The sequence below is a fragment of the Pseudoxanthomonas sp. JBR18 genome, from assembly GCF_028198165.1.
GTDB lineage: Bacteria > Pseudomonadota > Gammaproteobacteria > Xanthomonadales > Xanthomonadaceae > Pseudoxanthomonas_A.
This window is the reverse complement of the sequence record NZ_CP116339.1, coordinates 773,850-787,144: the sequence shown is the minus strand read 5'-3', so window position 1 is coordinate 787,144 and position 13,295 is coordinate 773,850. Positions and strand designations below refer to the sequence as shown.

Sequence of the window (13,295 nt, the reverse complement as noted above, 5' to 3'; positions counted from 1 at the left end):
CCACCGCCCGGCGTTGACATGGACACTGCCGCATCTCCCTGGTGTGGAACGCGCCTGCACGCCGATGAAAACCTTCATTCCTCTTGTGATTTCGACCCTGATGACGCTCTCCCCCGTTTCCACCCTGGCCGCTCAACTCACCCCGCCGGATGTCGAGAAGAAGCCGCACCTGGTCACCGCGCCGTTCGGCGCGCAGCGCCAGGACGAGTACTACTGGTTGCGCGACGACACGCGCACCAACCCGCAGATGCTCGACTACCTCAAGGCCGAGAACGCCTACGCCGACCAGGTCATGGCGCCGCTCAAGCCGTTGCAGGACACGCTGTACAAGGAGATCGTCGCGCGCATCAAGCAGGATGATGCCTCGGTGCCTTACCGCGAGCGTGGCTACTGGTATTACTCCCGCTACGAGACCGGCAAGGACTATCCGATCCATGCGCGCCGCAAGGGCGACATGGGCGCGACGGAGGAAGTGCTGCTGGACGTCAACGCGCTGGCCCAGGGCAAGGGCTACTACAGCGTCGGCGACTGGGACGTCAGCCAGGACAACACCCTGCTGGCCTACGCCGATGACGCGGTGGGCCGGCGCCAGTACACGATCCGCTTCAAGGACCTGGCCACGGGCAAGGTGCTGCCCGACGAGATCCCCGGCGTGTCGGCCAACGTGGTCTGGGCCGACGACAACAAAACCCTGTTCTATGTCGAGAACGACCCGGAGACCCTGCTCACCGTGCGCGTGAAGAAGCACGTGCTGGGCACGCCGGTCGCCGACGACCCGCTTGTCTACGAGGAGCACGACGACAGCTTCTACATGGGCGTGGGGCGCACCCGCGACGACAAGTACATCACCATCGGCCTGCACAGCACGGTCTCCAGCGAAGAGCGCTACGCGCCGGCGGCCGATCCGCAGTCCTTCACCGTGCTGGCCCCGCGCGCCCGCGACGTCGAATACGACGCCGATCATTTCGATGGCCGCTGGGTGATCCGCACCAATGCCGATGGCGCCACCAACTTCAAGCTCGTCACCGCACCGGACGGTGCAAGTTCGCGCAAGCAGTGGACCGACTGGGTCGCGCACAGCGACAGCGTCTACATCGATGGCTTCGAGCTGTTCGATGGCTTCACCGCGATCGGCGAGCGTTCGGAAGGGCTGGAGCGCATCCGGCTGCTGAAGCGGGACGGCGCCTCCGAATTCGTCAAGGCCGACGAGCCCGCCTACTCGATGGGGCTGGACGTCAATGCCGAACACGACACGCCGTGGTTGCGCTACAGCTACACCTCGTTGACCACGCCGGCCACCACCTACGAGCTCAATACGGTCACCGGCGAGCGGCGGCTGATGAAGCAGCAGCCGGTGCTGGGCTACGACCCGTCCAAGTACACCACCGAGCGCCTGTGGGTCACCGCGCGCGATGGCACCAAGGTCCCGGTCTCGCTGGTGTACAAGAACGGCTTCAAGAAGGATGGCACCGCCGCGCTGCTGCAATATGGCTACGGCAGCTACGGCGCGTCGATGGATCCGGGCTTCTCCGGTACGGTGGTGAGCCTGCTGGACCGCGGCATGGTCTACGCCATTGCCCACATCCGCGGCGGCGAGGAGATGGGACGGGCCTGGTACGACAACGGCAAGCTGCTCAAGAAGAAGAACACCTTCACCGACTTCATCGACGTGACCGAGGCGCTGGTCAAGCAGGGCTACGCCGCCAAGGACCGTGTCGCGGCGATGGGGGGCAGCGCCGGTGGCCTGCTGATGGGGGCGATCACCAACATGGCGCCGGACGACTACCGGGTGATCATTTCCCAGGTGCCGTTCGTGGACGTGGTCACCACCATGCTGGATCCGAGCATCCCGCTGACCACCAACGAGTACGACGAATGGGGCAACCCGGAGCAGAAGGCGTTCTACGACTACATCGTCACCTATTCGCCCTACGACAACCTCAAGGCCCGTGCGTATCCGGCGATGTTCGTCGGGACCGGCCTGTGGGACTCCCAGGTGCAGTACTGGGAGCCCACCAAGTACGTCGCCCGGCTGCGTGACCTGGACACCGGCAAGCAGCCGGTGGTGTTCCGCATCAACATGGAAGCCGGCCACGGCGGCAAGTCCGGTCGCTTCCGCCGCTACCAGGAAATGTCCGAGTACTACGCCTTCATGCTGGACCAGTTGGGCGTAGGCAGCGACGGCTAAGGCTGCGCATTCCTTGGCTTGGTGAATGGTGTGCGGTGAAGTGCCGCGCGCTTTTGACGGCCGAGTCGGCGATGGGCAGCGTGAGTTTGGTGCGCAGCTGAGCTGGTCGTGGCAGTTCTGAGGCTGGCATCGTCCCGCAGGTGATGCTTCCCGGCCCTTGGGCGATTGCCTGCGGGCACAGCTTGGTGATGCGGTCGGCGGGCGCGAGTGCGCCAGGGGCGCAACGCTGCGTGTGCGTGCCGCGATGACGCCTACACAAGTGGTGCGCGAGAATATGCGCGTGCACACGCCCATCCCGCCTCAGGTCTCCCCGCCGCCCACCCGCTTTCGCTGGGCGTGGTGGTTGCTGGCCTGGAGCAGCCTGCTGCTGGGGGTGATCGGGCTGTTCCTGCCGGTCATGCCGACCACGGTGTTCATCCTGATCGCGGCCTTTGCCGCTTCGCGGGGCTCGGAGAAGCTGCACCGGGCGCTCATGGAACACCGCCACTTCGGTCCGGTGATCCGCGACTGGCAGACCCATGGCGCGGTGCCGCGGCGGGCCAAGTGGTTGGCCAGCTGGACCATGCTGGCCAGCGCCGTGTTCACCGTCGGAGTGATGCTGGCCTTCGCTGGGCATCACTGGTGGATGTCCGCCATCCCCGTGCTGTGCATGTCGGCGGTGGTGATCTGGCTGTGGCAGCGCCCGGAGCCGCCGCAGGACGGCTGAATGCGGTAGCCGTCCCGTGGGTGGATGTTGCGTTGGGACGCTGCACGCACTCGCTATACTCTTTGCCCATGAAGACCGTCTCCCGATTTGCGCTGTCGAGCGCCGTGCTGCTGGCCCTGTCGGCCTGTGGCAACAAGGGGCCGCTTGTGCTGCCCGAAAAGCCCGTTCCGGTGCAGCCGGCCGCGTCACCGGCTGTTGATGATCCCGCCGCCACGCCGACCCAGGTCGCGCCCGTCGGCGAACAGGGCGCCACGCCCCCGGTGCAGATCAAGTCCGAGGACGAGACCTCCGCGCCCTCGGCAGCCGATGCCGCCGCGGAGCAAGCGGTGGATGAAGGCGGTACCAGCGGGAATGAATGACCCCACGCCGCTGCGCTTTTCCAAGATGCATGGCGCGGGCAATGATTTTGTGGTGCTGGATCTGCGCGGCGGGCGGCCGGCACCCGATGCCGAACTGGCCGCGCGCCTGGCCGACCGGCATCGGGGCGTGGGCTGCGACCAACTCCTGACGATCGAGGCTCCCCGCAGTCCGGATGCCGTGGCCTCCTACCGGATCTGGAATGCCGATGGTTCGCTGGCCGGGCAGTGCGGTAACGGCGCACGTTGCGTGGCGGCCTGGCTGGTGCGTGACGGAACCGCCGGTGGCGATGACTTCCAGATGGAAAGTCCCGCCGGACTGCATCGCGTCCAGCGCGGCCAGGCTGGATTCGCCGTGGCCATGGGCGTGCCGCGCTGGGATCCGGCGCAGCTCCCGTTGGCCGGCTTCGACACGCCGCAGGATCCTTACCAGGTCTTGCTGGATGGCCAGCCGGTGAGCTTTGGTGCGGTCTCGATGGGAAACCCGCATGCGGTGCTGCAGGTCGATGACATCGCGCTGGCGCCGGTCGCCACGCTGGGACCTGCGTTGCAGCGTCTGCCGGCGTTCCCCGAGTCGGTCAACGTAGGGTTCGCCCAGGTGGTGTCGCCGACCCGGATCGCGCTGCGGGTGTTCGAGCGTGGGGTGGGCGAAACCCTGGCCTGCGGCAGTGGCGCCTGCGCCGCCGCCGTGGTGCTGATGCGGCGTGGCCTGGTCGAGCGCAGTGTCACCGTCGCCTTGCCGGGCGGCGACCTCCAGATCGACTGGCCAGCGGACGACGCCCCCGTGGTGATGTCCGGGCCGGCGACCTTTGTCTACGAGGGAGAGTGGAATCCATGAGCCAAGTGACCGAGAAACTCGGCGCCCACGAGGTCGCAGCCTGGCTGCGCCGCCATCCGACCTTCCTGAAACAGTTCCCCGATCTGGCCGCCACGCTGGTCGTGCCGCGGGAAGAGGGCCCGACTGCCTCGCTGGCCAGCTATCAGCTCGACGTCCTGCGTGACAAGAACCGTGAGCTGTCGCGGCGCTTGGGCGAGCTGTCGGCCAACGCCCTGGAGAACGAGCGCCTGGCCGTGCGCGTCCATCAGCTGACCCTGGCCCTGCTGCGGCAGGACAGCGTCGCAGGCACCTTGTCGGCGATGGCCGCCTCGCTGGAGGAAGACTTCCACGGGGATCTGGTGCGTCTCGTCATCTTCCAGCCGGTGCCCGAGTCGCTGGCCCAGGCGCCCTGGCTGCAGTCCATGCCGTCCGACAGTCCCCACCTGGCGCCGTTCCGCGACTGCCTGGCCGATGGCGAGCCGCTTTGCGGACGCCTGCAGCCACAGAAAAATGCCCTGCTCTATGCCTCCCAGGCAGACGAAGTCGGTTCGTCGGCGCTGCTGCCGCTGCCCGGCGTGGGCTTGGTCGCGGTGGGCAGCCGCGATGGCAACCGCTTCTATCCCGGCATGGGAACGCTGTTCTTGCGCATGATGGGCGAGGCGCTTGCTGTGGCGCTCAAGCGTTTCGACGCCGCGGACTAGGCGCATGACCGCGATGGTCACGCGCGTGCTGCGTCAGCGGATGCAGCCATGAGGCCACGGTATGTCCGCCGTTGAATCCTTCCTTGAGCACCTGCGTGTCGAGCGTCAGGTCTCCGCGCACACCCTGGACGCCTACCGGCGTGATCTGACCGCGCTGGCCCAGTGGGCACAGGGCCAGGAGATCGTCGACCTGGAAGAGTTGCAGGCCGACCAGCTGCGGGCCTTCATCGCCGCCGGACACCGCGCCGGGCTGGCACCCAAGAGCTTGCAGCGCCGTCTTTCCGCGTGCCGCAGCTTCTACAGCTGGCTGCTCAAGCATGGGCGCATCCCCGCCAGCCCCGCGGCCGGCCTGCGTGCGCCCAAGGCGTCGCGCAAGTTGCCCAAGGTGCTCGATGCCGACGAGGCCACGCAACTGGTCGAGGTGCCCACCGACGCGCCGCTGGGACTACGCGATCGCGCGTTGCTGGAGCTGTTCTATTCCTCGGGCCTGCGCCTGAGCGAGCTGTGCGCGCTGCGCTGGCAGGACTTGGACCTGGCGGCCGGCCTGGTCACGGTGCTGGGTAAGGGACGCAAGCAGCGCATCGTGCCGGTGGGCCGCCATGCGCGGCAGGCCTTGCAGGCCTGGCGCGAAGACCGGCCCGCGGCCGACAGCGCGCAGGTGTTTCCCGGGCGCGGTGGCGCGCCCATCTCGCAGCGCGCCGTGCAGCTGCGGATCAAGCAGCTGGCCCAGCGCCAGGGCCTGTTCAAGCATGTCCACCCGCACATGCTGCGGCACAGCTTTGCCAGCCATATCCTAGAGTCCTCCGGGGACCTGCGCGGCGTGCAGGAACTGCTCGGACATGCGGACATCGCCACCACGCAGGTCTATACGCACCTGGATTTTCAGCACCTGGCCAAGGTCTATGACGGGGCGCATCCACGGGCCAGGCGCAAGTCCTGAGCAACGCAATGTGATGTCCGCAAACGGCGAGCGGTGCGGCGTGCCGGCGGTCATGCTGGTGTTCGATCCATCCGCGGTGCCCCCATGTCCCGTTTCCAGCTCTCCGGTCTCGACCACCAGGCCTTCCAGCCCTTCTTCGCAATGGACGACGCGGCCTTGGCCACGCGCGGCATGCGACGTTGCCGCGTCGATGACGCGTCTGGCTATCCGTGCCGCATCAGCCTGGAGGATGCGCCGCTCGGCGAAGACGTACTGCTGCTCCCGTATCTGCACCACGCCGTCGACTCGCCCTATCGCAGTTCCGGTCCGGTCTACGTGCGTGCCAAGGTGACGCAGGCGGTGCTGGCGCCGGGCGATGTCCCGCCCTATGTCAGCCGCCGCCTGATCTCGCTGCGTGCCTACGACCAGCGCGCCATGATGCTGTGCGCCGAGGTGTATCAAGGGATCGATGTCGCCCAGGCACTGGATGACTTGTTCGCGAACCAGGATGTGGCCTACGCGCATCTGCATAACGCACGGCAGGGGTGCTTTTCGTGCCTGGCCAGCCGCGTCGCCTGAGCCTTGTCGGCACCGGCGGTCGAGCAGGGGCCGGGCCTTGGTCGACGCGCTGCACCCAATGTCAGTCTGGTCATGGTTCAGCTTGCACGGCCTGGAGGCGGTGCCTCGAATGACCAGACATCGCGGGCACCAGCCGGGCCAAGGCACTGCTTGACGGCAGCAAGCAGTGCTGCAAGCGGCGAATAAGGGGCGCAGACGGCATCGCGGCCCCGCGAGGAAGTCATCGCGACAGCCGTGCCTGCGTGCCGGCCCTCAGGCGCGGATCGCGGGTTGAAGACCCGGTACAGGCGCCCCATCTGCTCTGGAAGCATTTCGGAGCCTGCCATGGACCCCAGCCAGAACCCCAACGTCTTTCATGCCACCACCATCCTGTCGGTGCGCCGCAACGGCCATGTCGCCATCGCCGGTGATGGCCAGGTCACGCTGGGCCATACCGTGATGAAGGGCAACGCGCGCAAGGTGCGGCGGCTGGGCCGCGACGGCCACGTGTTGGCCGGTTTCGCTGGCGCCGCGGCCGATGCCTTCACCCTGTTCGAACTGTTCGAGGCCAAGCTGGAAAAGCACGGCCAACTGCAGCGTGCCGCCGTGGAACTGGCTAAGGATTGGCGCACCGAGCGCCGCTACGGCAAGTTGGAAGCGCTGTTGGCCGTGGCCGACAAGGACACCTCGCTGATCATCAGCGGCACCGGCGATGTGATCGAGCCGGAGGACGGCATCATCGCCATCGGCTCCGGTGGATCCTACGCGCTGTCGGCTGCGCGTGCGCTGATGGGCCATACCGAGTTGGATGCCAAGACCATCGCCACCGAGGCGCTGCATATCGCCGGTGACATCTGCATCTACACCAATCGCAACGTGGTGGTCGAGGAGCTGTAAGCGACGCAAAGCGCGCGTCGCGCTGCCTCGTCTTCGCATCCCGGCCCCGGCAAGCGGGGCCCTATCCGCACCGTTGACGGTCGTTCCGGCCGAAAGCCGAAATCCCTGCCTCATTCGCGAGCATTCCATGTCGATGATTCCCCAGACCTCTTCCACCATGACCCCGCGCGAGATCGTGCAGGAGCTGGACCGCCACATCGTCGGCCAGCACGCGGCCAAGCGTGCGGTCGCCATCGCGCTGCGCAACCGCTGGCGCCGCGCCCAGCTCGATCCGGAGCTGCGCAATGAGGTGATGCCCAAGAACATCCTGATGATCGGGCCGACCGGCGTGGGCAAGACCGAGATCGCCCGGCGCCTGGCCACCTTGGCCAATGCACCGTTCACCAAGGTCGAGGCCACGCGCTTCACCGAGGTCGGCTATGTCGGCAAGGACGTGGAGCAGATCATCCGCGATCTGGCCGATACCGCGGTCAAGCTCTATCGCGAACAGGCCAAGGCGCGCGTGCGCACCCAGGCCGAGGAGCGCGCCGAAGACCGTATTCTCGATGCGCTGCTGCCCAAGCGCAGCAGCGGCATCGGCTTCGATCCGTCGGTGGTCGCCAATGAGCCGTCCGCGCAGGACAACGACACCCGGGCCAAGTTTCGCAAGATGCTGCGCAAGGGCGAGCTGGACGACAAGGAAATCGAGCTGGAGCTTTCGCTCAACACCGGCGGCGTGGACATCATGACCCCGCCGGGCATGGAGGAAATGGGCCAGCAGCTCAAGCAGATGTTCTCCAACCTGGGCGGCGGCAAGACCCAGAAGCGCACGGTGACCATCAAGGCCGCGCGGCCGCAGCTGATCGAAGAAGAAGCCGCCAAGCTGGTCAACGAGGACGATGTGCGCGCCGCGGCGATCGAGGCCTGCGAGCAGCACGGCATCGTCTTCATCGACGAGATCGACAAGGTGGCCAAGCGCGGCGACAACGTCGGCGGCGGCGATGTATCGCGCGAGGGCGTGCAGCGCGACCTGCTGCCGCTGGTGGAAGGCAGCAACGTGTCGACCAAGTACGGCACGGTCAAGACCGACCACATCCTGTTCATCGCCTCCGGCGCCTTCCACCTGGCCAAGCCCAGCGACCTGATCCCCGAGCTGCAGGGCCGCTTCCCGATCCGCGTGGAACTGGGGGCGTTGAGCAAGGACGACTTCGTGCGCATCCTCACCGAGCCCAAGGCCGCGCTGACCAAGCAGTACGTGCAGCTGATGCAGACCGAAGGCGTAACGTTGTCCTTCGCGCCCGAGGCCGTGGAGCGGCTGGCCGAGATCGCCGCCCAGGTCAACGAGCGTCAGGAGAACATCGGCGCGCGTCGCCTGCATACCGTGCTCGAACGCTTGCTCGACACGCTCAGCTACGAAGCTCCCGACCGCGATGGCGAGACCGTCGCCATCGACCGCGCCTACGTGGACAAGTACCTGGACGAGCTGGTGCAGGACCCGGATCTGAGTCGTTACATTCTCTGATCCGGCCTGCGATCAACACGACAAAGGCGCTCCCCAGGGAGCGCTTTTTTCGTTGCCGATGCCGGGTGGGGAGCTGCCATGATGGCGATGAGGCTTTCCTGGTGAAGCCCTTCGCCGCCGTGGCGGCTCCCACACCAGGGGAGGCGAAGTTTTAGGCTGCCTTCACCCAGCGGCGAGCATGCTCACGGCCCTGTTCATTTCCTTCGGGAGTCGCCCATGCTGCGTTCGCTTGCGCTCGTCTCGGCACTGTCACTGGCCGCGTTCGCCGCGCCCTCCTATGCGCGGACCACCTGCCATTTGGACTTCAAGATGTCCGGCTGGTCGGCGTTCTACAAGACCTCCGAAGGCACCGGCCGGGTGACCTGCGACGATGGCGAGAGCATGCCGGTCAAGGTCAGCGCCAAGGGCGGCGGCCTGACGGTGGGCAAGTCGACCATCGAGGGGACCGGTGAGTTCACCGAGGTGCGCAACCTCAACGAGGTGCTGGGCAGCTACGCTACCGCCGAGGCGCATGCCGGCGCGGAGAAGTCCAGCAAGGCCCAGGTCATGACCAAGGGCGAGGTCTCCCTGTCGCTGGCCGGGACCGGCAAGGGCTGGGACGTGGGTATCGCCTTCGGTGCGTTCCATATCGATCCGATGTAGGCCAGCGGGCCGCTCGGGTTGTACGACGGCGCGTTCCTTTCAGGGCGCGCCGTTTTGCGTTGAGTTGGGCAACGGACACCTGCGAGAACAGTCGCGATGGGTCGTGACGATCATGCGTGTCAGGTTTTTCCTGCAGGGACGGTCTTTGACAAGACACCACCCGACAGGAGCGTCGCATGCACATCGCCTCATCTCCCGCTTTATCCCAGGCCCCCCGCCAGCCTTGGCCCGCGCGGCGCTTTCTGCACTGGTGTGGTCAGGCCTGGCGGATGTTCCGCGCCGTCCCGCTGCGATGGATGGCGTTGTGCCTCTGCCCGATGCTTGTCGAGGCCGTGCTGCAGGTCGGCGTTCCGGTTGCGGGTGTCGTTGTCTCCAAGCTGCTAGTGCCCATGGTGTCGGTGTGGTGGCTGGTGACGACCGACCAGCGGGTACGCAGCGGGCGCTTCGCGATGGGCCTGGCGCTGCGGCGTACGCTTGCGCTGCGTAACACGCTGATCCTGGTGGCCCTGATGTCCGCCTGTGTCTTCGTCCTGCAGGTGCTGCTGGCCTGGGGGCTGGCGGGCGGACCGGCGGCACGACTGCTGCTGACGGCGGATCCCGGCGTCGGGCAGGCCTTCTCGCGGGCGCAAGTGGCCTGTGTCCTCGGCTCGGGGACGATTCCGGCCATGCTGCTGTTCTTCACCGTGCCGCGGATGGTGCTCGATGGCATGCCGGCTGGCATGGCGCTGGGGGAGAATCTGCGCCTGCTGCGGACCGGCTGGCGCCCGCTGACGGTGTCGCTGCTGGTGTCATGCGCGCTGGTGGTCGGCTTCGTGTATCAGCCCTGGCTTCTGCTGCTGGTGCTGCCGCTGGGCTATGTAGGCTATTGGGCGTATCGGGACACCTTCGACCCGCCCCAACACGCCTGAGGGACTTGGCGGCCTTGCACCAGCAGGAGGCATCACCGGAGCAGATGCTGCACGCGCACTGGCCGTTGCTGGCGCGCGTGGCGGCCAGTTATGTCCGCGAGCCTGCACGACGGGATGACCTGCTGCAGGACATCGGCATCGCCGTGTGGCAGGCCCTGCCGCAGTGGCGGGGTGAGGGCTCGTTGCGGGCTTATATCGCCCGCGTCGCGCACAACCGCGCGGTGGATGCGCTGATGCACGACAAGCGCCAGCCAAGCGGCGCCTTGGACGAGGATCTGGCCGATCCGCAGGCGGACCCGGTCCGGCACGCCCAGACCGGCCAGCGTCGCGACGACCTGCTGCAGGCCGTGCGCCGCCTGCCTTTGGGCTATCGGCAGGTGGTCTCGCTCTCGCTGGAGGGCTTCTCCAACCGCGAGGTCGGCCAGGCGCTGGGCCTGGAGGAGAACACCGTCGCGCAGCGGCTCAGCCGGGCACGCAAGCAGTTGCGTGTGTGGATGGAGGAGAAGTGATGCAGCAGTCAGACCCGCATACCGAAGACTGGGAAACATGGGCCGCCGACTGGCAGGCGCAGGGGGCCGTCACACCCCCGTGGCCGGCGCTGCATGCCGAAGTGGCCCGCCGCAGCCGGCGCGTGCGCCTGTGGTGGATCGGCGAACTGCTCGTCGCGATGATCGCCATCGGCAATTGTCTGAGAGTCATGTGGCAGTCCCCCGAGTCGATTCCCGCCTCGGTCCTGTGGGGTTTAATCGCCTTGGTCGTGTTCCACATGGCCTGGGTGCAATGGAAGCGACGTCATCAATGGCGTGCGCGGACTTTGGACCCCGGGGCGCTGATCGCTTTCGAACGTACCCGCACGCAGACCTCGGTGCTGTTGTGGCGGGTCTCCATCTGGATCTCGCTGCTGCTGTGGATGGCACTCATGGTCTGGGGGCTGGCGGGCTTGCCAGAGACGCTGCCTGCCCGGAACTGGGCCATGAGCGGGATCGCCAACGCGTTGGTGGTGCTGGTTTTCGCGCTCATCGGCGTGGTCCTCGGCCGGCGCTGCCGACGGCGCCTGGAGCGTCTTGCGCGGCTGGAGGCGCTACTGGAGGGCTGAAAGGCCCCTCACTCCTCGCCGATGTCCTCGTTCCAGACTTCGGGGTGCTTCTCGATGAAGCCGCCCAACAGGTCCACGCACTCCTGGCTGTCCAGGTCGATCACGTTGACGCCGGCCTCGCGCAGCCAGTCCACGCCACCCTGGAAGGTGCGCGATTCGCCCACCACCACCGTGCCGATGCCGAACTGGCGCACCAGCCCGGAGCAGTACCAGCAGGGGGCAAGGGTGGTGACCATGATGGTGTCGCGGTAGCTTCGCTGGCGGCCGGCCTTGCGGAAGGCGTCGGTCTCGCCGTGCACGGACGGGTCGTCTTCCTGCACGCGGCGATTGTGGCCGCAGCCCAACAGGCGCCCGTCGGCGTGGTAGAGCGCCGCGCCGATCGGGATGCCGCCTTCGGCCAGGCCCTTGCGGGCTTGTTCAATGGCGGTGTCCAGCAGGGCACGGTAGTCGGGCGTGGCGATCATGGGGTCTCCGGTAGGGCGGATCGGGCAGGGCCGAAATGATGCCGCCTATATTGCACTGCAGCAGGGCGATCCTGGCGGGCATGAAATACTGCGCGCCCCCGCGAAAGCGTTTCCAGCAGGAGTGCCCCTGATGCACGCGAGTCCCACGCCGACCTCTGCCACGACCGTACGGTCGACGCCAAAACTGGCGATGGCGGTGGTCACCACCATCTTCTTCATGTGGGGCTTTCTGACCTGTCTGAACGACATTCTGATCCCGCATCTCAAGTCGGTGTTCACCCTGAATTACACCCAGGCGATGCTGGTGCAGTTCACCTTTTTCGGCGCGTACTTCCTGATGGGCCTGCCCGCCGGACGCCTGGTGGCGCACCTGGGGTACAAGAACGGGATCGTGGCCGGGCTGGCGGTCGCAGGCGTGGGCGCACTGATGTTCTGGCCCGCCGCCGCCGCGCACAGTTATCCCCTGTTCCTGGGGGCGCTGTTCGTGCTGGCCACGGGCATCACCATCCTGCAGGTGGCGGCCAATCCCTATGTCGCCCTTTTGGGGCCTGAGAAGACCGCATCCAGCCGCCTGAACCTGTCGCAGGCCTTCAATTCGCTGGGCACGGCCATCGCGCCGGTGTTCGGTGGTCTCCTGATCCTGGTGGCCGATCCCAAGACGCCCGAGCAACTGGCGGCCATGTCGCAGGCCGATGCGATGAGCTACCGCGCAGCCGAGGCCGGTGCGGTGCAGATGCCGTACCTGGGGCTGGGGATCGCGCTGTTTGCGCTGGCGGTCTTCATCTTCCTGTTCCGCCTGCCGGCCATCGCCGAGGCCAGCGAGCAGAACGAGCCCCGGCACTACGGCATCTTCGAGCCGTTGCGTCATCGCCATGTGCTGCTGGGCGTGCTCGGCCTTTTCTTCTACGTGGGGGCCGAGGTGTCGATCGGCAGCGTGCTGGTCAACTATCTTTCCATGCCCGAGATCGGCGCGATGACCGAGAAGGCCGCCACCGGCTATGTGTCGGCGTACTGGACTGGCGCGATGGTCGGGCGCTTCATCGGCTCCGCGCTGCTGGTGCGGATCGACGCGGGCAAGCTGCTGGCGGTGTTCGCGGCCCTGGCGACGGTCTTGCTGCTGATCACGCTGTCCACCTCGGGCATGACGGCGGTCTATGCCGTGGTCGCCATCGGCCTGTTCAACTCGATCATGTTCCCGACCATCTTCACCCTGGGCATGGCCAAGCTGGGACCGCTGACCAACCGGGCGTCCTCGCTGCTGATCATGGCCATCGTCGGCGGTGCGGTGCTGCCGCTGCTGATGGGCTTCCTGGCCGACCACATCGGCCTGCACCACGCCTTCGTCCTGCCGCTGGTGTGCTACCTGTACATCGCCTACTACGGCATCAGCGGGTCGCGCGTGCGCGAGCCAGTGCCGCCGGCCACGACCACGCGGTCGTAAGGCCTCATGCGCTGGCTTGTGCCAGCGCGAGGGCTGTCCCACAAGGGCGCACTTCGGTGCGCCCTTGTGCATTGTGCGGGCCGGCGCGCTGCCGCCATGAC

At 66.9% G+C, this 13,295-nt stretch carries 15 protein-coding genes; 14 read left to right on the top strand and 1 reads right to left on the bottom strand.

All coding sequences use genetic code 11. The features are described 5' to 3' along the window. The first annotated feature begins 64 nt into the window (after positions 1-64). The 13 genes from PJ250_RS03700 (at position 65) to PJ250_RS03640 (ending at position 11,289) form a co-directional block, all read left to right on the top strand. On the top strand, positions 65-2,188 hold the full coding sequence (locus PJ250_RS03700; protein ID WP_271647202.1) for a S9 family peptidase: 2,124 nt from the start codon (positions 65-67) through the stop codon (positions 2,186-2,188). 280 nt (positions 2,189-2,468) lie between these two features. Further along, positions 2,469-2,894 carry a YbaN family protein gene (locus PJ250_RS03695; protein WP_271647201.1) on the top strand — a complete coding sequence of 142 codons (426 nt, stop codon included), beginning with the start codon at positions 2,469-2,471 and terminating at the stop codon, positions 2,892-2,894. 68 nt (positions 2,895-2,962) lie between these two features. Then, complete coding sequence (locus tag PJ250_RS03690) at positions 2,963-3,253, top strand: LPS translocon maturation chaperone LptM (protein WP_271647200.1); 291 nt, start codon at positions 2,963-2,965, stop codon at positions 3,251-3,253. Further along, positions 3,246-4,088 carry a diaminopimelate epimerase gene (gene dapF / locus PJ250_RS03685; RefSeq protein WP_271647199.1) on the top strand — a complete coding sequence of 281 codons (843 nt, stop codon included), beginning with the start codon at positions 3,246-3,248 and terminating at the stop codon, positions 4,086-4,088. The genes PJ250_RS03690 and dapF overlap by 8 nt, the downstream gene beginning before the upstream one ends. Next, positions 4,085-4,768: a DUF484 family protein gene (locus tag PJ250_RS03680; RefSeq protein WP_271647198.1), complete on the top strand. Its 684-nt coding sequence runs from the start codon at positions 4,085-4,087 to the stop codon at positions 4,766-4,768. The genes dapF and PJ250_RS03680 overlap by 4 nt, the downstream gene beginning before the upstream one ends. Positions 4,769-4,829: 61 nt before the next feature. Beyond that, positions 4,830-5,708, top strand: a complete 879-nt coding sequence (xerC, locus tag PJ250_RS03675; protein ID WP_271647197.1) for a tyrosine recombinase XerC — start codon at positions 4,830-4,832, stop codon at positions 5,706-5,708. Positions 5,709-5,792: 84 nt separating this feature from the next. Next, positions 5,793-6,266 carry a DUF1203 domain-containing protein gene (locus PJ250_RS03670; protein ID WP_271647196.1) on the top strand — a complete coding sequence of 158 codons (474 nt, stop codon included), beginning with the start codon at positions 5,793-5,795 and terminating at the stop codon, positions 6,264-6,266. A gap of 324 nt (positions 6,267-6,590) precedes the next feature. Further along, positions 6,591-7,142 carry an ATP-dependent protease subunit HslV gene (gene hslV, locus PJ250_RS03665; RefSeq protein WP_271647195.1) on the top strand — a complete coding sequence of 184 codons (552 nt, stop codon included), beginning with the start codon at positions 6,591-6,593 and terminating at the stop codon, positions 7,140-7,142. Between the two features lie 127 nt (positions 7,143-7,269). Further along, complete coding sequence (hslU, locus tag PJ250_RS03660; RefSeq protein WP_271647194.1) at positions 7,270-8,643, top strand: ATP-dependent protease ATPase subunit HslU; 1,374 nt, start codon at positions 7,270-7,272, stop codon at positions 8,641-8,643. Between the two features lie 216 nt (positions 8,644-8,859). Then, positions 8,860-9,285 (top strand): hypothetical protein, encoded by a 426-nt coding sequence (locus PJ250_RS03655; RefSeq protein WP_271647193.1) that lies wholly within the window; start codon positions 8,860-8,862, stop codon positions 9,283-9,285. 269 nt (positions 9,286-9,554) lie between these two features. Continuing rightward, entirely contained in the window at positions 9,555-10,193 is a 639-nt protein-coding gene (locus PJ250_RS03650) for a hypothetical protein (RefSeq protein WP_271647192.1), read from the top strand. 14 nt (positions 10,194-10,207) lie between these two features. After that, on the top strand, positions 10,208-10,702 hold the full coding sequence (locus PJ250_RS03645; RefSeq protein ID WP_271647191.1) for an RNA polymerase sigma factor: 495 nt from the start codon (positions 10,208-10,210) through the stop codon (positions 10,700-10,702). After that, a complete protein-coding gene (locus PJ250_RS03640) occupies positions 10,702-11,289 on the top strand; it encodes a hypothetical protein (RefSeq protein ID WP_271647190.1) in 588 nt (195 codons plus the stop codon). The genes PJ250_RS03645 and PJ250_RS03640 overlap by 1 nt, the downstream gene beginning before the upstream one ends. 8 nt (positions 11,290-11,297) lie before the next feature. Here the strand turns inward: PJ250_RS03640 and PJ250_RS03635 are convergent, their stop codons facing one another. Further along, positions 11,298-11,753 carry a nucleoside deaminase gene (locus tag PJ250_RS03635; protein WP_271647189.1) on the bottom strand — a complete coding sequence of 152 codons (456 nt, stop codon included), beginning with the start codon at positions 11,751-11,753 and terminating at the stop codon, positions 11,298-11,300. Between the two features lie 130 nt (positions 11,754-11,883). Between PJ250_RS03635 and fucP the strand changes: the two genes are divergently transcribed. Continuing rightward, the gene (gene fucP / locus PJ250_RS03630) at positions 11,884-13,194 is read left to right on the top strand and encodes an L-fucose:H+ symporter permease (RefSeq protein WP_271647188.1); all 1,311 of its coding nucleotides are present in this window, start codon (positions 11,884-11,886) and stop codon (positions 13,192-13,194) included. The last annotated feature ends 101 nt before the right edge of the window (positions 13,195-13,295 follow it).